This window comes from Dactylosporangium sp. CA-139066, assembly GCF_050936175.1.
Lineage (GTDB): Bacteria > Actinomycetota > Actinomycetes > Mycobacteriales > Micromonosporaceae > Dactylosporangium.
Map to the genome: position 1 here is coordinate 4,122,738 of NZ_JBNJNH010000001.1, position 22,861 is coordinate 4,145,598.

General features: G+C 71.8%; 21 protein-coding genes and 1 pseudogene. 12 read left to right on the plus strand and 10 right to left on the minus strand.

Annotation, left to right across the window (positions count from 1 at the left end; genetic code table 11):
- Positions 1-23: 23 nt before the first annotated feature.
- Positions 24-533 (plus strand): hypothetical protein, encoded by a 510-nt coding sequence (locus tag ACQEVU_RS18885; RefSeq protein WP_433325214.1) that lies wholly within the window; start codon positions 24-26, stop codon positions 531-533.
- 178 nt (positions 534-711) lie between these two features.
- Here ACQEVU_RS18885 and ACQEVU_RS18890 read toward each other — a convergent pair whose 3' ends face one another.
- Both ACQEVU_RS18890 and ACQEVU_RS18895 read right to left on the minus strand, forming a co-directional pair.
- Complete coding sequence (locus ACQEVU_RS18890; RefSeq protein WP_433325216.1) at positions 712-2,829, minus strand: FAD-dependent oxidoreductase; 2,118 nt, start codon at positions 2,827-2,829, stop codon at positions 712-714.
- 519 nt (positions 2,830-3,348) lie between these two features.
- A complete protein-coding gene (locus tag ACQEVU_RS18895; RefSeq protein WP_433325218.1) occupies positions 3,349-3,861 on the minus strand; it encodes a hypothetical protein in 513 nt (170 codons plus the stop codon).
- Between the two features lie 327 nt (positions 3,862-4,188).
- Between ACQEVU_RS18895 and ACQEVU_RS18900 the strand changes: the two genes are divergently transcribed.
- Complete coding sequence (locus ACQEVU_RS18900; RefSeq protein ID WP_433325220.1) at positions 4,189-4,728, plus strand: hypothetical protein; 540 nt, start codon at positions 4,189-4,191, stop codon at positions 4,726-4,728.
- Here the strand turns inward: ACQEVU_RS18900 and ACQEVU_RS18905 are convergent, their stop codons facing one another.
- The 3 genes from ACQEVU_RS18905 to ACQEVU_RS18915 form a co-directional block, all read right to left on the minus strand.
- On the minus strand, positions 4,729-5,232 hold the full coding sequence (locus ACQEVU_RS18905; protein ID WP_433325222.1) for a hypothetical protein: 504 nt from the start codon (positions 5,230-5,232) through the stop codon (positions 4,729-4,731). It abuts the gene before it with no gap.
- A 78-nt stretch (positions 5,233-5,310) separates the two neighbouring features.
- Complete coding sequence (locus ACQEVU_RS18910; protein WP_433325224.1) at positions 5,311-6,561, minus strand: PQQ-binding-like beta-propeller repeat protein; 1,251 nt, start codon at positions 6,559-6,561, stop codon at positions 5,311-5,313.
- Positions 6,562-7,136: 575 nt separating this feature from the next.
- Positions 7,137-7,751, minus strand: a complete 615-nt coding sequence (locus ACQEVU_RS18915) for an HD domain-containing protein (RefSeq protein WP_433325226.1) — start codon at positions 7,749-7,751, stop codon at positions 7,137-7,139.
- 203 nt (positions 7,752-7,954) lie between these two features.
- Between ACQEVU_RS18915 and ACQEVU_RS18920 the strand changes: the two genes are divergently transcribed.
- Positions 7,955-8,764: a polysaccharide deacetylase family protein gene (locus ACQEVU_RS18920; RefSeq protein WP_433325228.1), complete on the plus strand. Its 810-nt coding sequence runs from the start codon at positions 7,955-7,957 to the stop codon at positions 8,762-8,764.
- A 137-nt stretch (positions 8,765-8,901) separates the two neighbouring features.
- Positions 8,902-9,027 (plus strand): annotated as a pseudogene (locus ACQEVU_RS18925) (uridylate kinase); the annotation flags it as partial.
- Between the two features lie 359 nt (positions 9,028-9,386).
- Here ACQEVU_RS18925 and ACQEVU_RS18930 read toward each other — a convergent pair.
- The gene (locus ACQEVU_RS18930) at positions 9,387-10,316 is read right to left on the minus strand and encodes a hypothetical protein (RefSeq protein WP_433325230.1); all 930 of its coding nucleotides are present in this window, start codon (positions 10,314-10,316) and stop codon (positions 9,387-9,389) included.
- A gap of 448 nt (positions 10,317-10,764) precedes the next feature.
- Between ACQEVU_RS18930 and ACQEVU_RS18935 the strand changes: the two genes are divergently transcribed.
- Complete coding sequence (locus tag ACQEVU_RS18935) at positions 10,765-11,058, plus strand: hypothetical protein (protein WP_433325232.1); 294 nt, start codon at positions 10,765-10,767, stop codon at positions 11,056-11,058.
- 23 nt (positions 11,059-11,081) lie between these two features.
- Here ACQEVU_RS18935 and ACQEVU_RS18940 read toward each other — a convergent pair whose 3' ends face one another.
- Positions 11,082-11,585 (minus strand): DUF302 domain-containing protein, encoded by a 504-nt coding sequence (locus tag ACQEVU_RS18940; RefSeq protein WP_433325234.1) that lies wholly within the window; start codon positions 11,583-11,585, stop codon positions 11,082-11,084.
- A gap of 248 nt (positions 11,586-11,833) precedes the next feature.
- Between ACQEVU_RS18940 and ACQEVU_RS18945 the strand changes: the two genes are divergently transcribed.
- The 3 genes from ACQEVU_RS18945 to ACQEVU_RS18955 all read left to right on the plus strand — a co-directional run bounded on the left by ACQEVU_RS18945 (position 11,834) and on the right by ACQEVU_RS18955 (position 17,658).
- On the plus strand, positions 11,834-12,250 hold the full coding sequence (locus tag ACQEVU_RS18945; protein WP_433325236.1) for a YciI family protein: 417 nt from the start codon (positions 11,834-11,836) through the stop codon (positions 12,248-12,250).
- On the plus strand, positions 12,250-13,476 hold the full coding sequence (locus ACQEVU_RS18950) for an RNA polymerase sigma factor (RefSeq protein WP_433325238.1): 1,227 nt from the start codon (positions 12,250-12,252) through the stop codon (positions 13,474-13,476). Before ACQEVU_RS18945 ends, ACQEVU_RS18950 begins: the two co-directional genes overlap by 1 nt.
- A 237-nt stretch (positions 13,477-13,713) precedes the next feature.
- On the plus strand, positions 13,714-17,658 hold the full coding sequence (locus tag ACQEVU_RS18955) for an eCIS core domain-containing protein (protein WP_433325240.1): 3,945 nt from the start codon (positions 13,714-13,716) through the stop codon (positions 17,656-17,658).
- A gap of 94 nt (positions 17,659-17,752) precedes the next feature.
- Here ACQEVU_RS18955 and ACQEVU_RS18960 read toward each other — a convergent pair whose 3' ends face one another.
- Complete coding sequence (locus tag ACQEVU_RS18960; protein ID WP_433325242.1) at positions 17,753-18,772, minus strand: SDR family oxidoreductase; 1,020 nt, start codon at positions 18,770-18,772, stop codon at positions 17,753-17,755.
- A 111-nt stretch (positions 18,773-18,883) separates the two neighbouring features.
- On the opposite strand from ACQEVU_RS18960, the gene ACQEVU_RS18965 reads away from it, so the two are divergent.
- The 4 genes from ACQEVU_RS18965 to ACQEVU_RS18980 all read left to right on the plus strand — a co-directional run bounded on the left by ACQEVU_RS18965 (position 18,884) and on the right by ACQEVU_RS18980 (position 21,546).
- Positions 18,884-19,381 carry a MarR family winged helix-turn-helix transcriptional regulator gene (locus tag ACQEVU_RS18965; RefSeq protein WP_433325244.1) on the plus strand — a complete coding sequence of 166 codons (498 nt, stop codon included), beginning with the start codon at positions 18,884-18,886 and terminating at the stop codon, positions 19,379-19,381.
- Positions 19,382-19,478: 97 nt separating this feature from the next.
- Positions 19,479-20,039, plus strand: a complete 561-nt coding sequence (locus ACQEVU_RS18970) for a putative glycolipid-binding domain-containing protein (RefSeq protein WP_433325246.1) — start codon at positions 19,479-19,481, stop codon at positions 20,037-20,039.
- Positions 20,040-20,044: 5 nt separating this feature from the next.
- Positions 20,045-20,365 carry a glycoside hydrolase family 15 protein gene (locus tag ACQEVU_RS18975; protein WP_433325248.1) on the plus strand — a complete coding sequence of 107 codons (321 nt, stop codon included), beginning with the start codon at positions 20,045-20,047 and terminating at the stop codon, positions 20,363-20,365.
- Entirely contained in the window at positions 20,362-21,546 is a 1,185-nt protein-coding gene (locus ACQEVU_RS18980) for a phosphotransferase (protein ID WP_433325250.1), read from the plus strand. The genes ACQEVU_RS18975 and ACQEVU_RS18980 overlap by 4 nt, the downstream gene beginning before the upstream one ends.
- Here ACQEVU_RS18980 and ACQEVU_RS18985 read toward each other — a convergent pair.
- On the minus strand, positions 21,518-22,387 hold the full coding sequence (locus tag ACQEVU_RS18985) for a hypothetical protein (protein WP_433325252.1): 870 nt from the start codon (positions 22,385-22,387) through the stop codon (positions 21,518-21,520). The genes ACQEVU_RS18980 and ACQEVU_RS18985 overlap by 29 nt on opposite strands.
- Entirely contained in the window at positions 22,384-22,743 is a 360-nt protein-coding gene (locus tag ACQEVU_RS18990) for a PadR family transcriptional regulator (RefSeq protein ID WP_433325254.1), read from the minus strand. The genes ACQEVU_RS18985 and ACQEVU_RS18990 overlap by 4 nt, the downstream gene beginning before the upstream one ends.
- Positions 22,744-22,861: the final 118 nt, after the last annotated feature.

Sequence of the window (22,861 nt, forward strand, 5' to 3'; positions counted from 1 at the left end):
CCGAGGAGGCCGACAATGGGCCAGTGTTCGAGCGGCATCGTGCGCGGTACGTGTGGGGTTCGGTGGCATGCCTGGCCACCAGCTGGGTCATGGTCGGTGCGGCGCTGATCGTGCAGCGGCAGGCCGAGGCTCAGCAGCGCCGGGTCGACCAGGCGCCGGTCTGCGAGTCGCCGCAGGTGTTTTCGGGGACCGCCTGCCGCGCCGTGGTCGAGGGTACGGTCACGGCGCTCAGCACCAAGCAGGCCGAGATCGACGCCGGCGGCTGGCACCTGACGATGGTTGTGTCGCGGGACCAGCTCGACGGCTTGGCCCCGGGAACCCCGGTGCAGGTGACCGTGTACCGGGGCGCACCGATCCGCCTCGACGGTGACCGTGTCCACATCGACGCGGTACACTCCCCGGCTGATCGGCGCAACAACGCCCGCACAACCGTCCGAGCCATGGTGTCCCTCGGCACGCTGTTGGGCGCCGGGAACCTGGTCATCGCGCTGGCCGTCCGCTCGGCGAACCGCCGCCGACCCCCGGTCGGCTGAACCGGCGAGCGGCGACGGGGTCCTTGCCCAGTCCGCAACGTCGGACTTCGATGGGTGCGTGAGTTCTGTACAGATCTCAACCGGGCAGTTCGTCGAGGCCGACGACGAGGACATGATGTGGCAACTGCGCTGCACGATCCACTGGACTCCCAGCGCCGAAACCGCGTCGTCTCGGCGTTCACAGCGGCATGCGGCAGTGAGCGCTGTTGAGTTGGTCCTGGCCATGCCCGCGGGCGGCTACGTAGCCGTCGGGCCGGACGAGGACCCACCCGCCATCTTCGAGGCCGAGCGTGTCGGCGGCGGGCCGGCCGACGGCGCACGTCTGCGCCAGGCTCGGTAGCGAGAGTTCCTGACCGCCGGTGGTCTGGTCTGCGGTGACCAGGAGCCAGCTCGGGCCGCGCAGCGCGTCGAACAGCTTCCGCCAGCCGGCGGTGTCCGCCTCGGGGTGGCGGACCTGCACCACGCGCTCCCCGGGGGCGGGCCCGGGCCGGAGCGTGTCGGTGTCCGGTACCGTCAGAGGGCTCGTGCGGTAGGCGATGCCGAGGCCCGACATCGCCCCGAAGAGGCTCCGGTTCAGTGCCTGGAAGATCGGGGGCCATGCATTGGCCACCTCGAACACGGCGGGCAGGTGCTCGTCGACCACGGCGTTGCGCAGCTCCACGAGTTCTGTCGCCGTCCGCGTCGAGCGGAGCAGGGCCTTCCCGACCGGCACCCGCTCGGCGCTGTAGGTGTCCAGCAGGCTCGGGCCGGCCAGGCCGCGGATCACCGCGGCGAGCTTCCAGGCCAGGTTGAAGGCGTCCTGCACGCCGGCGTTCAGGCCCTGTCCGCTCGCCGGGCTGTGCACGTGCGCGGCGTCGCCAGCCAGGAAGCAACGATCGGACTGCATGACAGGCGCCGCGCGCTGCTGGATGGTGAACACCGACACCCAGGTCGGGCGCTCCACGCGCGCCTCGGTCCCCAGACCGCGGCTGAGCTTCCTGGCGAACCGCTCGGCGACCGCGTCGTCATCGCCCCCGTAGTCGACGTCGACAGTGTCGAGCAGCCGCCAGCGGCGCTCGCCGACCAGCGGAAACAGCATCGTGGACGCGCCGTCCGCCCGGATCCAGCGGATCCGGTCGTGCTCGACCGGCCGCACAAAGTCGATCTCCGCGTCCGCGATCAGCCAGGTTTCGGTGGACTCGCCCTTCAGCACTACGCCCAGCTGCTCCCGGACCGTGCTGTGCCCGCCGTCGCAGCCGACCAGCCACGGCGCCGTCGTCTCCTCCACCCTGCCGTCGTGATCCAGCGTCGCGCGTACCGTCCCGGCGTCCTGTTCGACGCCGGTCAGCCGGACACCCCACTCCACGCGACCGCCGAGCCGCTCGACCGCCGAGCGCAGCAGTCGCTCGGTGATGGCCTGGTCGAGCAGCCACATCCGGTTGAAGCGCGTGGCGTGCCCGGTGAACGACGGGTCCATCGATCCCAACTGCCGGCCGTCGGCGTCGAAGGCGATCCCTCTGCCCTGCACCGCGCGGGCGTTGAACTCCTCGTAGAACCCCAGCTGGTCCAGGATCTCGATGGTGCGCGGATGGATCACGGCGGCCCGGCTCGTCGTGGCCGGGCCGGATGCGGCGTCGACCAGCCGCACGGCGATCCCGCGGCGCAGCAGCTCGTGTGCGGCCATCAGGCCGACCGGACCGGCGCCGATTACCAGCGCGTCCGCCTCGTCGGCGGCGGGCGGCCGCTGCTCCGCTTCGCGCGCCCCGGCCCGGGGCAGCGCCGTCATGACCCGGGCGACAAACCCGTGGAACTCCGCCATGAATTTCCGCAGGAACTGCTCGGTGCCGGCGTCGCCGACCTCGCCCGTCTCGCTGATCAGGCCGGGCCGAAACTGGATGTACGCCTCCGGGGCGTTCATCTGGGGGGAGTTGCAGTAGCCGAGCACGCTGCGCAGGCTCTGCTGCGCGATCGCGGTGCCGATCTTGCCCGGGGACGCGCCGATCACGGCCGACGGCTTGCGCGTGAACGAGTTGTCGCCCCAGGGCCGGCTCGCCCAGTCGATGGCGTTCTTCAGGGCGCCGGGGATCGAGCGGTTGTACTCCGGCGTGACGAACAGCACCGCATCGACGGAGGCAATGGCCTGCTTCAACGCCCGTGCCGGGGCGGGGAAGTCGGCGTCGTAGTCGTAGCTGTACAGCGGCAGGTCGCGGATCGGAATCTCCACGAACTCCAGCTCCGGCGGCGCCAGGCGGATGAGCGCCCTGGACAGCGCACGATTAATGGAGGCGCCCGCGAGGCTGCCGACGATGTAACCCACCTTGTACCTTGCCATACTTTGTGCTCTGCCCCCTCGCGCGGCCACCACACCTCGTGCGGGCACACGTCGGCCCTGGTCAGCGCCTTATGCCGGACTGCGCCACTCCGCGGACGAAGAAGCTGGAAGACGACCAAGACGATAGCCATGGGGATGATGGTCAGGATCGAGCGCCCAGCGTTCGGTGCTGGTGCGGACCGCGTCAGCGGCCCGGTGAGGACCGTGGCCAGCGGGTCGAGGCCGTGATCGGTGCACCAGCGCAGGAAGACGCGCAGGTCCGACTCGCTGTGCCGCCGGTCTGGCCGCGGTAGCGACCGAGGTGGGCCGCCACCGCGGCCCGCAGGACACGTTCACCCGGGGGCCTCGAGACGGGCGCTGGGAACAGGAAACGCAGCCATATATCACGGTGCGCCAGCAGCGACTATGAACGCCAGAGCTCCCACCGCGGCGGATCCGGATGCCGGGAGCTGTCATACGGAATCCGTAACGCTGGTCTCAGCTCCGGAACTGTTGAGCCCAGGTTCAATCCTCGTTTCGGCACCCGATCCGGATGCCGTCGCCAGCATAAAGCGCCAGCAACATGAGGACTCCCGCCGCCGCGGCCGGAAAAACGGCCGGCTCCGAAGTGAGCAGCCAGTTGCTCGAGTCACCGCGCGCGTCGGCCCAGGTGCCGTCCTTACTGACGCAGACCCGCAGAGCCGTTCCCTCGGTGAGGTCCAGACCGTACCCGTAAAGGCCGACTTGGGTCCCGCTGTCCAGCTCGACCGTGAGGTGCTCCCTGCTCACATGTGTCACCGTGGCGACTGTGCAGCTGCCGGTCCGCATGACATCCATGCGCAGCTGGCCGCAGAGCCCGACGAGGCCGTAGGCCCCTGCCGCCACGAGCACGCCCGCGAGCATCAGCGCGCCGCGAGCCCGGGTCGGACGCAACGGTATGAACTTCGACGCATTCCAGCGCTGCGCGTGCCTAACCATATGATTCCTACGGCAAATTCGAGTGCGGCGGCGAAGCGACACCGGCGGCTTGAGGAACATGATCGTCTCACCCTTGCCTCGCCGCTGGTCCCCGGATCGGGCCCCTGCCCCTCGCTCATGAACGCCAGCACGCCGATGCGGCTACTTGTTTAATTTGATCTACGACCTCAGCCCGGCCCGGTTGGGTCGCGGTGATCAGCGGGGCCGCAAGATTAAGACGCAGTAGCCCGACATCGATCAAAGGTCGCAGCAGGCGAGCGGGCCGGCCAAGGCCGGCAAGTCGGCCTTGGCACCGACGCACGCAGTTCGAAATGACTGCGCGCCCTTGCAGCAGTGCCGGACCTAGCCGGGTTCCGTAGGCCGGCGGGGTCGGGTAGAAAGTGCCTCGTGTTCGAACGGTTCACTGCCGAGGTGCGGCAGGTGGTAGGCCTCGTGCCGCACTACGCCCTCGCCGCCGGCCGATCGGAGATGACCACGGCCGATCTCGCCGCCGCGCTGGTCTCCCGGCCGGTCGGCAACACCGCCGGCATCTGGACGGCGCCCCAGCCACCTGAGCCGGCCGAACCCGCGAGCACCCAGGGTGGGCGACTGCCGCCGAAGGCGCCGTACCGGTTCGATGAGGCGGCGCGAGCGGTCCTGACGCAGTCGTTGCATGTCGCGGTGGCGGAGGCGGCCGCGCACATCGGCACCGAGCACCTGCTTGCCGCACTCGTCCGCAGCGGGCCGCCGGACGTCGTGGCGGGGCTCGGCGCGCGGGGTGCGACGGCTGAAACCGTCGATGCGCTGCTCGCCCGGCTGGCTGGAGGGCTGGGCACCGAAGGGCCGCCGGAGGAGCCGCGGGCCGCCGAGGGGGCAGGTTCGGCCCTGAGCTACACACGCCTGACGGTTGACGCGCGCGCCGTCGTGCGGGAAGGCGCTCGCGGCTGATCAGGTTGGCCGGAACGCCTCACGAAGGCGTATGGCGACGTCGTGGAGGACTCGAAACTGGCGGCGGCCGTCATCGCCCGGATCAACCACGGGATCCGCTCCCAGGTACTCCATGGCGGCGGCGACGACATGCTGCGACCCGTCGCGCCGACCGAGCCCGAAGACGAAGGCAAGGTAATCCGCCATCGCGGTCACGGCATTGCGCCCCGCCACAAGGGTCGCGGCGGTTGCCAGGGGACCGGCTGTCAGCGAGCCCCGCGACTCGGCCATCGCCGACAGTAGATCGTCCGTGATCGACTCGGCGGGGACGGCGAGACTGAACCATGCCCCCATCACGACGGGCCGCCAGTGTCCGGTCCGCAGCATCCAGCTGACGTCACTTCCCGTCACGCGGCGGCCGGCGGTTGTCAGGTCCGGCCACAGCTCATCGGCCCAACGCCGCGCGTTCAGGCCCATCATCTGCCGGTAGAACGGCTTCACGAACGTCAACTCGATTTCGTTCATCAGGCCAATCCGAGCTCTGGAGAGGGTCGCCGCGCAGGCGGCAGCGCAGAGGCTAGCCCACCCACGGGTGGCCGGCGCTCAGGTGGCGATCAGGAGCACGGGCCGTGCGGTGCCGGGTAGTGACCAGGCGGCGTTGCGGTCGGTGAAGTCGAAGTTGGACTGGTCGATGACGACGTAGCCGTCCGTCGCGTACACGTGGACCGATTCGGACGCGCCGGACGGGAGCGCGACCTGTTGTTCGACAGCGCCGGTACGGGGGTCGAGCCGCGACAACCGGTCCCGGGTGATGACATAGGCGGCGGTCCCGTCGGCGGCGACCTCGTCGATGTCGGCGTCGAAGGACCTGCTCCATAGTTCGGACCCGTCAACGCGTGACACCGCCCGGATGGTGCGCCGGCCGCTGTCGGCTCGGCGCAGGGTGACGTCACCGATGTCGGCCGCGACCGTCGGCGGGTCGCGGTCGCTTACCGCGGTCAGGGTGCCGTCCGGGTGAATGCGCCAGGAACCGCCCGCGCCGCCGGCGTCGAAGCCGTCACATCGTGATGTGGCGACCGAGCAGCCGGTGGGAAAGTCGATGGCATCGGGGTCTTTCTGCGGTCGCCACGTGGTCAGCTGGTGGCCGGTGCCCGCGTCGTACAGGTGCAGGGTTCTCGGTTCGCCGCAGTACTGCACGGCCACGAACACAGTCGGTCCGGTCCAGGTCACGCCGAGACAGTCCGGCGTGTCGAGGTGCCACAGCCGTCGTCCGGTCGACGGGTCGAACGCATCAGCGGAGCTGTCCCCGGCATTGATGACCACCGCGTGCCCGCGGGCGTCGGCTGCGGTGAAGAGGCTGTTCAACTCGGTGCCGTAGAGCGTCTGCACGCCGGTCGGGCCGCCGTGGTTGTCGTCCCCGACTGCCGCCCCGACGGTGGCGCGCCAGGCGACCCGGCCGGTGGTCGCATCGATGCCGATCAGCCTGCCGCCGGAGAGTTTCACCACGACCACGGGCGGTGCCCCATCCTCGGCGTCGACCGCAACGGCGTTGACGACCTGAGCCGGGAACTTGTGATAGGACCAGAACGGTGTGACCCCGTCCGGAGCGTCAAGCAGTTCGGCCCACACATCGTGTGTGCTGGTGGACACGCGCAATCTGCGGTCCACGATCAGCGGGGCGGCCCGCAGCGAGGCGATCACACCCGGCACCGGTGAGGGCGCCACCTCCGGGTACGGCCGGGTCGCCGCCGTCACCCATTCCCCAGGTCGTACCGTCTGATACGCAAGGAAACCGGACACGACCACCAGCAGCAGCACCACCGGCATGATCCAGGTCCAACGACGCCACCTCATCACGCACCATCATCGCGGATGCCTCAACGCCGCGTTGTACCCAAAACGCCATGTGTCGCGTCCGGCCTCTGAGCGCGAAGGCTTGCGGTCGCGGCCCTGGGTGGGTCAGGACGGTAGCTGTCCGATGCGGTCGACGACGGCGGTCCGCAGGAGAGCTCCGCGGTCCTGCGCGCGGCCGTCCGCTCCAACTCCTGGGACCCCTGCCGGGTCTCCGTGAACACGTACTGGTCCGGGCGCGGCACCTGGTTCGACGCGGACCCGGACGGGTCGCCGGTCGGGCCAGCCGCATCGGACGGGTGCCGGAACGGCGTAGCACCACGGCGCCGGTCGCAGTGGCGGCCAGGGTCAGACCGAACGCCAGGCCGGCCGTGAGCCGCCTGCGGTCGACCGATCGGTGCAGCACGCTCGGGGCGGCGTCCGCCATCGCTGCGGCGAGCCGGCGCCGGCCGGCGTCGCGGGCGTGGGCGGACATCGGCGGGGCGCCGGCCCGGACGGCTGTTCGCTCCGCGCGCCCGCGAGCGTGGCGCCCGGCCCCGATCCTGTAGTGGCTGCAGCCCCGGCGGGGACGGCGGTTGTCAGGTTCGGACTGGGTAGCTGGCCTGGAAGGCCAGGCGTTGGTCTGCGTCGGTGGCGACGTTGTCGAGGATTTCGTCGAGGCCGTGGAATGCCTGCCACCTCGGTTGGCCTGTTGCTGCGGCGATCCGGTCGACGAGGAGGTCCTCCAGGTCGGCTACGCGCTGACCTTTCCAGATCGCGTCGGCCAAGCTGACGAGCAGGTCGTCGATGGTCCGGTCCGGGGCGTGCCACGTGCCGTGGGTACCGGCGAAGCGGGCGAACCGGTCGGGTATGTCGTAGGAGAGCAACAGCGCGTGCCCTGCTGGTTCGTGCGCCGATCCCGGGCCGGTCAGTTCCGTGGGATGGACGACTTTGCCGATGTCGTGGGTGGCCGCGCCGAACAGTACGGCCACGCGGTCGAACGCCAGATCAGGGTGACGGTGCTCGAGCGCCACGGTGAGCGTGGCGGCGACGTCGTGGACCAGACGCAGGTGTGCCGCCAGGCGAGGCGGCGCGTGCAGTACGTCGAGCAGCCGGGCCGCCTCGACCGGCATCTCCCGCAGCTGCAGCAACTCGGGTTGGTCGGTGAGCGGGCCACGCAGAGCAGGCGAGATCATGATGGAAACGGTAGCCACGGTTGGACGACTGGTGCCGCAAGCCGATCAGCCGGCCTGACCAACGCCTTCCCGGCGACCAGCCGGGCTCGACGGGTTGACACCACCACACGCTCCCGGCCATGCTCACCGCGTACTCAGGCGGTCCTTAAGCCGTGGCAACACCCCCGGTGCTATCACCGGCCAGCGGCACTCCGCGCGACACCCCAAAATGGAGTTCATCCGTGCCCTGGCGCCGCACAGCCGTACTCGGGTTGACCGTTCTGGCACTGACGCTCGGTGGCAGTGACAGCCCGCCCTCGCATCCAACCGCTCCGGTCAGTTCGGTGCCGCTGGCGGTACCGAGTCGGGTGCCGACAACACCTCCGACGACGCCGAGCCCCACCCCCTCGGCCTCCGTCCCCGCACCTGCCGTCACTGCCGGCACCGGCCCGGCCGGATCGCTGCGCACCACCGGGTCAGCCACGGTCGCGCTGACCTTCGACGACGGCCCATGGGACGACACCCCCGCGGTGCTGGACCTGCTGGCCCAGTACCACATCAAGGCGACGTTCTGCATGATCGGCCGGCAGGTCGCGGCGCACGCCGCGCTGGTACAGCGGATGGTGGCCGAGGGACACACGCTGTGCAACCACACGTGGAGCCACGACGAGATGCTGCGTACCCGGCCCGCCGATCGGATCAACGCTGAGCTGCAACGCACCAACGACGCGATCCACGCGGTCGTACCCGGCGCGGCGATCCGCTATTTCCGTGCCCCCGGGGGCAACTTCTCGCCGCAGCTCGTGACGACCGCGGCCGGCATGGGGATGACCTCGATCTACTGGAGCGTCGATCCGCAGGACTGGCGCGGCCCCGGGGTTCAGTCGATCATCACCAACGTGCTGACAAACACCCGCCCGGGCTCGATCGTGCTCCTGCATGACGGCGCCGGGCCGCAGACTGTCACCGCGTTACGAACGATCCTGCCCGACCTGGCCAGTCGGTACACACTGACCGCCCTCCCGGACCCCGATTCCCACGGCGGCGCCTGACGGTGCACCGTTCGGCGGCCAGCGGCGAAGCGGCGGGGTGCTTGAAGATGTCCGGGAGACGATCATCGGGCCCAAGCGGCGGTACTGGATCACTTTGTGAAACGTTGCTCGGTCGCGAGATGAGGACGGGCCAGGACATGGACCAAGGCACCCGCGACGAGTTGCTCAGCCGCCTGGCTGAGGCGGTCGGGTCCGTCACCGTCGCACACCCGACGCGGGTTGCCATCGACGGACCGCCCGCCGCCGGCAAGACCACCCTCAGCCCGAGCGCGACTCGGCCACGGCCGAGGACCTCGGCGTCGGTGCCGGTCGTCGCCACCCGCACCGCCTCGTCCAGCCGCGCCTCCGCCTCCTCGATCCGGCCGGCATCCTGCAGGGCAAGGCCCCAGTTGCGCAGCGTCTGGCTGATCGGCCGCCCGGAAGCAGTCGACGGCCCGGCCGATCTGGTCGGCGTTGAACAGCACGTTGCCCAGGTCGCACTGCGCGGAGGCCCACTGCGGCGTCCCAGCGCCGTGCCGCGCGGTGACGGCGTCGAGTTCGCGCACCATGAGCGACTCGGCCTCGACGACGCGCCCCTGCAGGATGAGAGAACGCGCGGCGTCGAACGGGGTAGGGGCGTCGGTCATTGTGGGTAGTCGGCCGCGTCGACCGGGTCGGTGTGTGCGTTGCCGCCGGCGGTCTTCTTGAGGGTGATTTCCCAGGTGGTGTACTGCCTGCTGGTGGTCTTGAAGTCCAGGGGGTCCGTGAACTTCGACATGTCGCAGTTGCGGGTGAAGCCGGCGATGCCTGCGTCCCAGTCCGCGCCGGTCGCCATGTAGACCTGGTAGCTGCCGTCCCGCACATGCTTGACCTTGAACGTGCTGCCGGCCGTGACGTAGACCGTCGTGGCGGCGACCTTCGTGCCGTTCGGCACGAGGCTCACCACGACGTCGGTGTCGCCACCGCCGTTGTTGATCGTGAACTCGCCGGAGCCGTTGAGCGTGCCCTTCTTGACGTACGTGCCGTTGGCCAGCTTGCGGTCCTGTTTGGCGGCGGGCGCCGGCAGCCACGCGCCGAACGTGAACGTCGTCCCGAAGGCCTTGACCGCCTCTCGGACCTCGGTCGCCGCGGGCGAGCCGGTCACCTGCGAGACCGCGGAGGAGCTGGCACACACGTCGCCCTGCTGTACGGCCAGGGCCAGGTCGCTGAAATCATTGCCCGTCGACGCGAACGCCCGCTTGAGGTGCGCGTGGCCGGCCTCCGCCTCCGTGGGCGCGGTCACGTACGCCAGCCGGGCCTCGCTGTCCTTGGCCGCCCGGGCCAGCAGCACGGCCGCCTCGGACATCGCGGTCCGGTTGGTTGCCGCGACGACCTTTTGCCACGCCGGTCCGATCAGGGCGTCCACCTCGGTGAGGACCGCCTGGTAGTCGGCGACGGACAGCGGCTTCGGCGGACTGGAGGGGCTGCTCGAGGCCTTGCCCCCGCCCTCCGCCGCGGCCGAGCCGCCCGATGGGAGATCACTGACGGCGACGAACGCCGCGACCCCACCAGCGCCGCACAGCAGCACGAGCACGACGACGACAACTCCGACGACCAGCCCGGTCCGAGACCGCTTCGGCGCAACCGGCGCTCCGGCCGGCCACACCGCGCCGGGACCGCCGGCGAACCCGCCGGACCCCGGAGCATTCCAAACCGGCACATCGCCGGTCGGCATGCCCGGGCCAGGCATCCCAAAGCCGGGCACCGCGGACGTCGGAACTCCAGACGTCGGAACCCCAGATGTCGGCATCCCGGACGTCGGAATCCCGGATGTCGGCACCGCAGCGGTCGACGGAGCGGCCCAGGTCGGCCCAGTGGCGTCAGGCTCGCCGTGAACGGGCTGGTCCGGGCCCGGCCCGACGGGGGACGATGGCGTTGTCACGCGAGCACGGTACAGACCCAGATGCATATACGCGAGATCGTTTTATCTCTGGCTGAATGGGCCGTCCCATACCTGCGCAAGGTCCGTTACCCTGCGCACCATGATCGTGGTCGACGGGCAGTCGAACGAACGGCTCGTACTCGACGGTGGCTGGCTGGAGAAGCTGCGCGGCGGTCAGTCCGTCACCCGGACACCGGCGTCATCGTTCCGAGAAGCGCAGTGGCAGGAATTGGAACGGCGCGTCAGGTTGTTCGGGCGCGAGAAGGAGCAACTGGTCCAGGTCACCCTCGTCTTCGAGGGTGGGCCGTTCGTCGGGTTCATCACCGACGCCGCGAAGCGGCCGGAACTCGAGGCCATCGTTGACGGGCTCGAGGCGGCGCGCTCCGCCGCCTGAACGGCCGAGGGCGGCGACGGCGTTCACCGGGACGCCGGGCCGGTCAGCGCCTCGGGCGGTTCGACGCCGATCAGTCGGAGGAGGTTGGCCACCTTGCGGTCGAGGCCGACGCCGACCTCGGTGACCTGCGGGATGCCGAACCCGCCGAACACTGCGCTCGGCTGATCGAGCGTGAAGACGGCGCAGTCGTTGTCGTCACTGTGTACCAGGATGCGCAGCGGCGCATAGAGCATGACCGCCGGGTGGTGGCGGAGCATGCTCTCGGCAATTACCGGATTGCCCAGCAGGTACTCCGTGTATTTCCTCCGGTGCCCGGCAATGGCCATCAGCGGCGTCGCCTCGATCTTCCCGAAGATCACCAGCTCGTTTGGGGCATTGGCGGCCACCGCCGCCTCGAACTCGTTCCAGCCGCCGGGGGGCTGGCCGGCGCGCAGCGCGGCGCTCGTGTCGAACACGGGCGCCGCCTCTTCGAACGCGGCGGTGAAGGCGTCAAAGGCGATTCCGGTGGGGATGTCCAGGCGAACCATCGTGTGCTCCGCGGAGAACCCTTGCGTACCCGGCATGTCTCCGTTCCTCTCCGCGGCGTTGTTTGGGGCGTCGAGCCCGCGACGAGCGGTCTTCCCGGGCGGCGGGGCGGTAAACGCGCCCCACGATGGATGAGCCGCACGGGGCGTACCGTCAAAATTTTCTTCGGGGCTGTGTCGATCCGCGGGGCGCCCGTTCGACGAGTGGGGTGCGAGGGCCGAGAGGCGGCCCCGCCGAGAAGGAGCACACGATGGCGAAGTACATGCTGATCATGCGGGGCACCGATGAGTCGAACGCGGCCCTGATGGCCGGGTTCGAGGAGTTGGCGGCCCGGACCTACTCCTACATCGAGGAGCTGGTCAAGGCCGGCGTGTTCGTCGCGGCCGAGGGGCTCGACGATGCGCGCCAGGGCGTCGTGGTGGACTTCAGCGGCGAGGCCCCGGTGGTCACGGACGGGCCGTACGGCGAGACCAAGGAACTGTTCGGGGGCTACTTCATGCTCGATGTCGCCTCGAAGCAGGAGGCGGTCGAGTGGGCCAAGCGGATCCCGGCGGTCACCGGGTCCAAGATCGAGGTCCGGCGGGTGGCCGGGGACGACGAGATGCCGCTGGACGGCCAGGGGTCTGTCGAGGAGCGGGTCGGCAGCGAGAGCAGCGGCCGGATCTGATGGGCACGGCCGACGTCGAGGCCGTCTGGCGGATCGAGTCGGCGCGGATCGTTGCCGCGCTGACCCGGTTCACCGGCGATTTCGGGCTGGCCGAGGATGCCGCCCAGGAGGCGGTGGCCGAGGCGCTGGTGTCGTGGCCGGTTGCCGCTCCGGCCAATCCGGCGGCCTGGCTGATGGCCACGGCCCGGCGGCGGGCGATCGACGCGATCCGCCGCCGGACCGCCCTGCACGACCGATACGCCCTGCTGGCGGCCGACTTGACGGTCGACTCGGCGGCTGACGAAGAAGTCGACCCCGACAGGATCGACGACGACATCCTGGCGCTGATGTTCATCAGCTGCCACCCGGTGCTCTCCCCGGAGGCCCGGGTGGCGCTGACCCTGCGCGTGGTCGGCGGGCTGTCCAGCGAGGAGATCGCCCGCGCGTTCCTCGTACCGGTGCCGACCGTGCAGGCCCGCATCACCCGGGGCAAGAAGACGATCGCGGCGGCCGGGGTGCCGTTCGAGCTGCCGCCGGCCGGCGAGCGCCGGGAACGGCTGGGCGGCGTGCTCAGCGTCATCTACGTGATCTTCACCGAAGGGTCGACGGCCACGTCGGGCGACCGGCTGCTGCGCCCCGACGTCGCGTACGAGGCGATCCGGCTGGCCCGCACGCTGGCCGCGCTGCAGCCGGACGAGCCGGAGGTGCACGGTCTGCTCGCGTTGTGCGAGCTGACGGCCGCGCGCTTCCCGGCCCGGACCGGCCCGGACGGCTCGCCGGTCCTGCTCGAGGACCAGGACCGGCGGCGGTGGGACTTCTCGGCGATCCGCCGTGGGCTGGCCGCGCTGGCCAGGGCATCGACCCGCGGCCTCGGCCCCTACGGCCTGCAGGCCGCGATCGCCGCCGCCCACGCGTCGGCGCCGTCCGTCGAGGCGACCGACTGGGACCGGATCGTGCTGCTCTACGAGGCGCTCGGCCGGGTCGCGCCCTCGCCGGTGGTCGAGCTCAACCGGGCCGTCGCCGTGGCCATGGCCTCGGGTCCGGCGCAGGCCCTGGCCATCGTGGACGAGCTGATCGCCCTGGACCGGCTCCCCGGTTCGCATCTGGTCCCGACCGTACGCGGCGAGCTGCTGGCCCGGCTCGGACGGCGACCGGAGGCCCGCGCCGAGCTGGAGCTGGCGGCTCGTCTGTGCGCCAACCAGCGCGAACGCTCAGTGCTGCTGCGCAAGGCGGCCGCGCTGGGCTGACGTGCTCGGGTGCGTTCTGCGTAAGGAGGCTCGCGCGCGGCCGGCGGTCGCCTAACCTCGATCTTGCGGTTCGGGGGTCCGGTGCGGGACCGGACCACCCACCACCAACCTGCGCCCGAGCGCTGCCCGGACACCTCACCATTCCCTTCGTGCGATCCCCGCGCGCCGCCGGCGGCGCGCCGGGCCGTCGTGTCCCGAACCGCCCGGGCGGCGTGCCGACACACCCAGGGAGAGCTCATGACCAGCCGAAGTGGCCAGCCGCTGCCGGCGGCCGTCCGCGACCACCTCGAGTACGCGCTCAACGCCGACCTGCGCGACGTGCGCGTGCACACCGGCGCCCGCGCCGAGCGGCTCACGCGCGCCGTCGGTGCCGACGCGGTCGCCACCGGCGCCGACATCCACCTGCGCGCCGACGCCTACCGGCCGGGCACCGGCGAGGGGCTGCGGCTGCTCGCGCACGAGGCCGCGCATCTGGTCCAGCAGGCCGCCGGGCTGGTGCGCGCGGGGGAGCCCGCGCAGCCGCTGGAGCGGGCCGCGGACCGTCTCGCCGCGGCCGTCGTCGCCGGCACCGCCAAGCCGCCCGACCGCCGGGTCCGGGTGCTGGACCGTCGCACGGGCGTCCTGCAGGCGCACGCGGCCCACGAGCACCGCGTCCTCGGCGACCTGATCCCGGAGCAGCTCAACGCGATCGTGACCGGCTCGCCCCAGCGCGATGAGGTACTGCAGCGTCAGATCGCGCTGCTCGACCTGTGGCGGCGGACGCCGAAAACGGTCACCGAGGCCGACGTCGACCGGATCTGCAACTGGATCCGCACGGTCCGGCTGGGCCCGGACCGGGTCCTGGCCACGACCGGCGAGCTCAACGCCCTGCCCGACTTCCTGCCCGGCAGCGAAAGCATCGAGTCGCTCGGCGCCGACATCCTCCTGCCGCTGTTGCAGCTGATCCGGCAGGAGGGGTACAACCGGCTGACGCAGCTGCGCACGAACACCGACCCGCGGGTGACGTTCCCCGGCTCCGCCAACCCGCCGTTCTGGCAGAGCCAGGTCAACGCGATGCTCGAGACGCAGGCCCTCGACCTGCTCACGTCCGGGCTCGGCCCGCAGGGCAGCGACCACTACCTCGGGCTGCTCGCCCGCAACGCCTGCCACTTCGCGCCCTTCTCCTGGCACCGGTGGCAGGTCAACCACCTGCTGGCCCGCACCGCGGCCCGCCGCGCGTGGGAGCGCCAGGATGCGGACCTGAAGGGCCGGGCGTGGGCGCTCAACGGCTACGCCGACCACTTCCTGCAGGACTCGTTCGCCGCCGGCCATCTCATGAACAAGACGATGGTCATGCAGTGGTTCGTCGAGTGGGCGGCCCACGAGGACCTGCTGCCGATCGTCGACCTCGACGCCATCACGCGGATGACCCAGGCCAACCAGCCGCACCTGGCCGGGCGGTCGCTGTACGACCCCGGCTACGCCGGGCCGTCGCCGGACCCGCAGACCGCGCAGGAGGCGGCGACGCTCGTCGGCCGGGTGCTGGCCAGCGGCGTCGGGCCGCACGGCGACGCCGACGAGTTCACCGCGTACCAGTACTACCTCACGTTCCTCACCAGCGCCGCGACCCAGCTCAGCTCGGCCCGGGTCCACGACCACTTCAACGAGAGCTCGCTGTGGGTGGCGTCGCCGGCGCACCCCGACGCGTACGAGGTGTGGGGCGATCTGACGCTGCTCACCGGCGCCAACGGCCGCGAGGGCATGGCCGAGACCAGCCGCGCGGCCCGGATGTCGCAGCAGGCGATCGCGGACATCCTCAACGGCGGCGAAACGCAGATCAGCGTCGCCGACATCCGCCGCCGCATCCCCACCCGCGCCGGGCTGAGCGCGAAGGGCCTGCAGGACCTGGAGCAGTTCAACGACGGGCAGAAGCCGTTCTGTACCGCGGCCTTCGACGACTTCGGCCCGCTGCTGAAGACGCTGCTGACCCGGCTCGCCTCGCCCCGGCTGGGCATCGTGTCGCAGGACCAGGAGTTCACCACGGTGTGGTCCACCGGGCTGCCGGGGACCCTGCCCGCGCTTGGCGAGGTGGACGTCGTGCTGCACGACGGGCGGATGTTCGCGGCGAGCAAGGGCGCGCTGTACGAGCTGGACCCGGTGTCGGGCCGGGTGCTGCGCGCCGAGACGATCGTGCCGGGCGCCGGCGCCACCCCGGCCACGCACCTCGCCGTCGACGACACCCGCGTCTACTTCTCGTGCCAGGGTCACGTGTTCGGGTTCCCGCTGGAGAACTGGGCGCAGGCAACGTGGCAGCGTTCGGTCGGCGGGACGATGTCGGCCGGCGAGGTACACCTGCTGTGCGCGCCGGGCGTGCTCTACGCCGGCGCGAACTGCACCGCGTACCGCCTCGATCCGGCCACCGGCAACATTGTGAGCTCGCTCAACGTCAACCCCGACGTGCGCGTCGGAAGCGTCGAGACCCGGCTGGCGCTCGGCGCGACGATGCTGTTCGTCGGCGTGCACGGCGCCGCGTACGGCATCCGGCTGAGCAACTGGAGCCTGGCCTGGAAGACCGGCGTGGGCGGCAGCGTCCAGAACGACCCGGTGACGCTCATCGACACCCCGGAGGGCACGTTCGCCGGCTCGGACGGCTTCGTGTACCGGCTCAACCCCGACACCGGCGCCGTCATCCACGAGCTGATGCTCGGCCAGAAGATCGGCGTCGGCGACTACGACACCTGGATGACATCCGCCCCTGGCTGGCTGTTCTGCGGCACCCACGGCTTCGCCAGCGGCGTCGCCCTGGCCGACTTCACGAAGCGGTGGAGCACCCGGGTCGGCGGCATCAAACGCAACCCGGTCCACGTCGTGCGGTGCGGCAACCAGCTCGTCGCCGGCTCCGACGGCTACGTCGTCGAGCTCGACCCGGCCGACGGCACCGTCCTGCACGAGCTGCTGCTCACCTATGCCGCATACACCACCGGCGACTACACGGTGACGTTCGCCGCCGACGGCAACGACCTCTACGCCGGGGTCCACGGCTACGTCAACCGGTTGTTCAGCAAGCGCGTCGCGCTCAACGGCAACCTGTACCACCGCGACCAGAACGCCACCGGGAACTGGAGCGCCTGGGCCCGCGGCTTCAAGCAGGCCCCGACCGCCGTGCAGCAGGTCGCCGGCGGCGTCGGCCCGTCCCGGGGCCGCCTGGAGGTGTTCGCCGTCGGCGGCAACAGCCTCGCCGCCGGCAACAACGAGCTGTACCACATCAGCCAGGACGACGACGGCCGCTGGAGCATGTGGCAGGCGGACTTCGACAAGGCCCCCGCACAGGTGCAGTCGGTCGCCGTGGCCCGCAACCCCAACGGCCACCTCGAGGTCTTCGTCGTCGGCGCCGTCGACGGCCGGGTCCACCACAACTGGCTCGACGGCGACGGTCACTGGCACGGCTGGTCGCCGTCGTTCGACGGCCAGCCGGTGCCGATGCAGCTGACCCTGCCGGTGCGCGGGCCCGCCGGCCTGGAGCTGTTCGCGATCGACCGGGACGGCATCCTGTACCGCGACTTCTACCACGACGGCCGCTGGCGCGGCTGGACGGCCGGCTTCAACGGCGCGCCCGGCCCGATCCAGCAGGTCTGCGCCTCGCCGGACCCGGCCGGCAACCTGTCGGTGTTCACGGTCGGCCTGGACGGCACCCTGCTGCACGCCCGCCAGAAGCCGTCCGGCGAATGGCTGGCGTGGACGGCCGCGGCCGGTGGCACGCCGGCCCGGATGCGCCAGGCGTTCGCCGTGCGCGGCGCCGGCGAGCGTGGCGACCTGGAGCTGTTCGCCGTCGGCCAGCTCGACGGCACGCTGTACCACAACCGCATGACCGCCGACGGTCGCTGGCACGGGTGGGCGCCCCGGTTCAACAACGTTCCGGGCCCGGTCCAGTCCGTCACCGCCGCGGCCGGCCCGGCGAAGCATCTGGAGCTGTTCGCGACCGGCCTGGACGGCACGCTGTACCACTGCTGGCAGGACATCTACGCCAGCTGGCACGGCTGGGACACCGGCTTCGGCGGCGCCGAGCCGATGCAGTCGGTCGTCGCGATGACCGGCGCGGCCGGCCGCCTCGAGGTGTTCGCCCACTCGGCGATCAACCCCGCCGGCCCGGCCCGCAGATCGGCGCAGCGCCTGCGCGACCTGTCGGGCCTCATGGTCGGCTGACGGGAGACGACCCGGTCAGGCGGCGAACGCCACTGTGGACAGCAGGGCGTTCGCCGGCTGCCGGGAGTCCGGTGCGGTGTGCTGCCCCGGGTGGTCAGGCCCGGCGGCCGGCCAGCCAGGCCGTGGCGCCGGCCATGGCGGCCCCGCCGAGCACGGCCCCGATCAGGCCGCGGTGCTGCGAGGCCCACAGCTGCTGGCTGTGCTCGTGGGCGCGCTGGTCGAACGAGCCGTGGGCGCCCTGGTCGGTGCCGGGCGCGTCGTCGGCGGGCCGCCAGAGGTTCGGTTCGAGGTCGGCGGCGGGTTGGCGGGTCTGCTGGGAGTCGAACCCGGTGCGGGCCAGGTAGCGGTCGAGCAGCCCCGGCGCGACCTTGTTGGCCAGCAGCGTGGCGGCCGTCGACGCGCCGACCCAGTACTCGCGGCGGTCCGGGTGCGCGGCCGCGTGCACCACGGCGCCGGCCGCCACCTCGGGCTGGTAGATCGGCGGGATCGGCTGCGGGTGGCGGCGCAGGCGGGACAGCACCCAGTCGAACTGCGGCGTGTTGACGGCCGGCATCTGCACCATGGTGAGCCGCACGTTGCTCTTGTCGTGCAGCAGCTCGCAGCGCAGCGACTCGTTGAAGCCCTGGATGGCGTGCTTGGCGCCGCAGTATGCGGTCTGCAGCGGGATGCCCCGGTACGCCAGGGCCGAACCGACCTGCACGATGGTGCCCGCGTCGCGGGGCAGCATGTGCCGCAGCGCCGCGCGGGTACCGTTGACGTAGCCCAGGTAGGTGACCTCGGTCGCGCGCCGGAACTCGTCCGGCTTGACCTCCATGAACGGGGCGAACACCGAGGAGAACGCCACGTTGACCCACACGTCGATCGGGCCGAGCTCCGCCTCCACGTGCGTCGCGGCGCGCTCCACCGCCTCGCTGTCGGCGACGTCGACCTCGATGGGCAGCGGCCGTCCGCCGGCCTCGAGGACGTCGCGTTCCGCGCCGGCCAGCCCGTCGCTGCCGCGGGCCAGCAGTCCGACCGCGTCGCCCTCGGCCCCGAACGCCCGGGCGCTGGCCCGGCCGATGCCGCCGCTCGCGCCGGTCACCACGACCACCCGGCGGCCGTCCCTCGTCGTCATGATCGCGCCTCCCATCTCCGTCCGGTAGCTCTGCGACCCGTGCCCGTCGCGCTCGTCCCTAAACAACCATTGCCATGTGCAAGGATTTCGCCGTCCTGCGATGATGGCCGTATGCAGTCCTCCCGGCCGGCGGTCAGTGAGGCCGCGGTGCAGGCCCTCATGCTGGCCAGCCGCGCCTTTGTCGGGCTCACCGCCCGGTCGCTTGCGGCCGTCGACGGCGAGGTCACCCTGCCGCAGTTTCGCACCCTCGCCGTGCTGGCCGGGCGCGGCCCGCAGCGCGGCATCGACATCGCCGACGAGCTGCAGATCAACCCGTCCACCGCCACCCGGATGATCGACCGTCTCGTGCGCAAGCAGCTGGTGCGCCGGACCCGCAGCGTCAGCGACCGCCGGATCGTGCGGCTGCGGCTGACCAAGGCGGGCCGGCACGTCGTCGAGCAGGTCCTCGCCCGCCGCCGCAGCGACCTCGAGGCCCTCGTCGCCGAGACCGCCGATCTGTGGCAGCCGGCGGTCATCGACGCGCTGACGGCTTTTGCGGCGGCGGCCGGCGAGGTCGGCGAGCAAGACTGGTGGTTGGGCTGGACCACCGGGGACGGCGACGGGGCGTAACCCCGACCGGGCGCGACCCGCCGGGGACATCGCTGGCACGATTCATTGCATAGTGCAAACATGGTTGTATGCATCCGGTACGGCAAGGAGCGTGACCATGACCCTGACCGAGACGCCGACCACCACCGGGCAGGCGGCCTGGCAGCGCACCGACACCGTCGGCACCGAGCTGGTGTTCCTCGACCACGACGCCGGCACGGCGGAGGGCACCGCGGTGATCACCGGCCGATCCGCCTACACCTGCCACTGGCTGGCCCGGCTCGACGAGGACCTGGCCGTCACGGCGCTCACCGTCACCTGCTGCGGCAGCGGATGGGAGCGCACCCTGACCCTGCAGCGCGACGCCACGGGCTGGTCCGGCGCCGACGACGCCGCCCAGATCCCGCACGACGCGCTGCTGCGCCTGCCCGACTCGCCGGTGTTCGCCACCTGGGCCGTGCGCCGGCTGGCGCTGACCAGCCACGGCGGGCCCGTTGACGCGCCGACCGCCCGGGTGCTGCTGCCGTCGCTGACGCTGGCGACCGGCACCTCGACGTACCAGCTGATCGGCCCGCACCGGCTGCGCATCACCGGCGAGGGGCCGGCCGCCCTCTACGACCTCGACGACGCCGGCACCGTCATCTTCCAGCCCGGCCGGGCCCGGCTCGTGCGCCGGTGAGGGCGATGCCCTCGCCGATCGACGCCTACGCCCTGATCGGCGACCTGCACACCGGCGCCCTGGTCGGCCGCGACGGGTCGATCGACTGGCTGCGCGACGCCACCTTCACCCTGCGGGCGCTGCTCGGCACCGGCCACGACGAGGAGGCCAGGGCGTGGCGGTCCTGGCTGGTGCGGGCCGTCGCCGGCGACCCCGCCGACCGGCAGATCATGTACGGCCTCGACGGCACCCGCCGGCTGCCCGAGTCGACCCTGGACTGGCTGCCCGGCCACGACGGCGCCTCCCCGGTCGACCCGCCGGCCGTCGCGGAGGGAGCCGGGCGATGAACGCCCCGGCGGACCCGTTCGCGGTCACCGTCGACGAGTCCGGCGACGCCGTCCGGGTCGCCGTGCAGGGCGTCATCGACACCGCCACCACCGGCCGCCTCACCCAGTGCATCGCCGGCGTGCTCAGCCGGCGGCAGCGCACCGAGATCGTCGTCGACCTGTCCACCGTGCGGCTGCTGGCCGCCGGCGGCATCCGGGCCATGCTCGCCGCCCGCCGCCACGCCGCCGAGGCTGGCGCCGGCCTGTACGTCACCGGCGCCCACGGCATCGTCAGCACCGTCCTGCAGCTCACCGGGGCCTACGCCGAACTGTCCGCGCCGGTATGCTCCCCACACGACCCCGCCCCGCGCCCGGAGGGAGCCGCCATCGTGCCGACCCCGCGGGAGCGCGCCCGGCAGGCGCTGCGCACGCACGCCCCCGACCTGGCCGACGCCGGCATCACCGAGCTGGGCCGGGGCCTGGACAACACCGCCTTCCGCTGCGGCGAGCTGGTCCTGCGGGCCGCGGACCATGATGTGGTACGGCGGGAGGCTGCCCTGCTGGCCGTCGTCTCCGCGCACGTGTCGCTGCCGGTGCCCGCGGTCCGCTTCGCCGACCCGGCCACGGGCGTCCTGGCCTACCCCCTGCTGCCGGGCCGCCCCCTGCTCGGCCGGCCCGCGCCCGCCGCCCTGGCCGCACCGCTCGGCCGCTTCCTGCGCGACCTGCACGCCATCCCACTGTCCATGGTGGACGGCCTGGCGCCGGTCGAGGACGCCGAACCGGGGGAGTGGCTGGAGGATCTGGACGGCCCGGCGGAACTCCTCCGGATGCTGCACGACACCATTCCGGAGCCGTCGCACCGGCGCGTCCTGGCCCACGCCGACCTCGGTGCGGAGCACATCCTGGAACGCGACGGCGCCGTCACGGGCGTGATCGACTGGACCGACGCCGCCGTCACCGACCCGGCGCTGGACTTCGCCCGCCTGTACCGCGACTTCGGCCCCGAGTTCCTGGCCGCGGTCCTGGCCGAGTACGGCGAGCCGCCCGCCCGGGACCGGATCGAGTTCTTCGCCCGGTGCGCCGCCCTGGAGGACCTCGCCTACGGCCGATCGACCGACCGGTTCGAGTACGCCCGCGCGGCCGAACGCAGCCTCGCCCGGCTCTTCCCCACGCTCAGAGCCGCGCCAGCTGACGACTCCTGACGTGGCCGGCCAGGAACAGCGCCGCGACCATGGCGAGCATGACGTAGGACGCCGGGATCGGATGCACGACGAAATGCGTGTCCGCGTCCGGGGTGTCCAGGAACGCCCGGAAGCCGACGGTGTTCTGCAGTGCGACCGCCACCAGCAGCCAGGCGCCCGCGATCGGCAGCCGCGGATCGAGCGCCACCCCGATCAGGCACGCGAGCACGAAGCCGCCGACGATCGCCATCGCGAGCAGCGCCGCCACGAGATCGCCGGCCGTCCCGTCGGACAGGAGACCCGGCCCGTGCTGGATCGCTACCGCGGCCGGCGCCACCAGCAGCCACCACGCCGAGCGTGTCACGCGCCCCGAACGGAACCGGACCGCCAGCACGGCCAGGACGATCACGGCGGTGCCCAACGGCCACGGCAGCCACTGGCCCGGCAGCAGCACGGTCAGCCACGCGGCCGTCAGCGCCAGCGCGACGATCCACCGGGCCCACACCGTCGCGGCGATCGCCGCCAGCGCCAGCACCGCCGCGATGCCGCCCTGGACCGACCACGCCCGGCCCCAGACGAGGTCGGGAACGAGCCCGGCGAAGGCGAAGCCGAGCAGCAGCAGCGCGCCCATCTGCAGGCCTTCGGACCACACCGCGCCCGGCGTGCGGCGCCCGGCGGCGCCGAGCCGCGCCCGCATCCCCTGGGCCACGATGCTCGCCGCTTCGCGCCCGCTCGGCCAGCGCTGCCCCGCCGACGCGTCCTCCAGCACGGTGCCGAGCAGTTCGTCGCCCCGCCGCCGGCGGTACTCGGGCGGGTAGGCCAGCAGGAGCAGCCGGTAGCGCCGGGTGAGGACGTCGCTCATGCCGGCCACGCCATGGTCGTGTTGAGCACCCGCCGGCGCAGCGCCTGGCTGGTCACGATCTTCGCGGCGCTCGCGAGCCGGGCCGCCTCCGCCTGCACGGCATCGGTGCCCTTGGGGGTCAGCGCGTAGTAGCGGCGCGCCCGGCCGTTGACGATCTCCTCGCTGACCACCTCGACCAGCCCGGCCTCGGCCAGCCGGTCGAGCACCGCGTAGAGCGAGCCGGCCGCGAGCCGCACCGCCTCGCCGGAGAGCGTCTCGACCCGCTTGATGATGACGTAGCCATGCAGCGGGCCGTCGAGGAGCGCGGCCAGCACGAAGTAGCTCGGCGCGGTGAGCACCGTGCCCCGGATAGTCATGTCAGAAGACTATGCGTGAACGTGGCATATGACAATCCCGGCGATGCTTTTTACACAGCTCGTAGAAAGTTTCAGCCGCCACCGCAGGTAAACCGCAGGTCGCGGCGCTCGAGCATTG

Bases quoted from the DNA above. Each gene is read 5' to 3' on its own strand.
- ACQEVU_RS18895 (WP_433325218.1), bottom strand. From the start codon at position 3,861: ATGTTCCTCAAGCCGCCGGTGTCGCTTCGCCGCCGCACTCGAATTTGC.
- ACQEVU_RS18905 (WP_433325222.1), bottom strand. From the start codon at position 5,232: ATGAACGAAATCGAGTTGACGTTCGTGAAGCCGTTCTACCGGCAGATG.
- ACQEVU_RS18910 (WP_433325224.1), bottom strand. From the start codon at position 6,561: ATGAGGTGGCGTCGTTGGACCTGGATCATGCCGGTGGTGCTGCTGCTG.
- ACQEVU_RS18935 (WP_433325232.1), top strand. From the start codon at position 10,765: ATGATCGTGGTCGACGGGCAGTCGAACGAACGGCTCGTACTCGACGGT.
- ACQEVU_RS18940 (WP_433325234.1), bottom strand. From the start codon at position 11,585: ATGGTTCGCCTGGACATCCCCACCGGAATCGCCTTTGACGCCTTCACC.
- ACQEVU_RS18945 (WP_433325236.1), top strand. From the start codon at position 11,834: ATGGCGAAGTACATGCTGATCATGCGGGGCACCGATGAGTCGAACGCG.
- ACQEVU_RS18950 (WP_433325238.1), top strand. From the start codon at position 12,250: ATGGGCACGGCCGACGTCGAGGCCGTCTGGCGGATCGAGTCGGCGCGG.
- ACQEVU_RS18955 (WP_433325240.1), top strand. From the start codon at position 13,714: ATGACCAGCCGAAGTGGCCAGCCGCTGCCGGCGGCCGTCCGCGACCAC.
- ACQEVU_RS18960 (WP_433325242.1), bottom strand. From the start codon at position 18,772: ATGACGACGAGGGACGGCCGCCGGGTGGTCGTGGTGACCGGCGCGAGC.
- ACQEVU_RS18965 (WP_433325244.1), top strand. From the start codon at position 18,884: ATGCAGTCCTCCCGGCCGGCGGTCAGTGAGGCCGCGGTGCAGGCCCTC.
- ACQEVU_RS18970 (WP_433325246.1), top strand. From the start codon at position 19,479: ATGACCCTGACCGAGACGCCGACCACCACCGGGCAGGCGGCCTGGCAG.
- ACQEVU_RS18975 (WP_433325248.1), top strand. From the start codon at position 20,045: ATGCCCTCGCCGATCGACGCCTACGCCCTGATCGGCGACCTGCACACC.
- ACQEVU_RS18980 (WP_433325250.1), top strand. From the start codon at position 20,362: ATGAACGCCCCGGCGGACCCGTTCGCGGTCACCGTCGACGAGTCCGGC.
- ACQEVU_RS18985 (WP_433325252.1), bottom strand. From the start codon at position 22,387: ATGAGCGACGTCCTCACCCGGCGCTACCGGCTGCTCCTGCTGGCCTAC.
- ACQEVU_RS18990 (WP_433325254.1), bottom strand. From the start codon at position 22,743: ATGACTATCCGGGGCACGGTGCTCACCGCGCCGAGCTACTTCGTGCTG.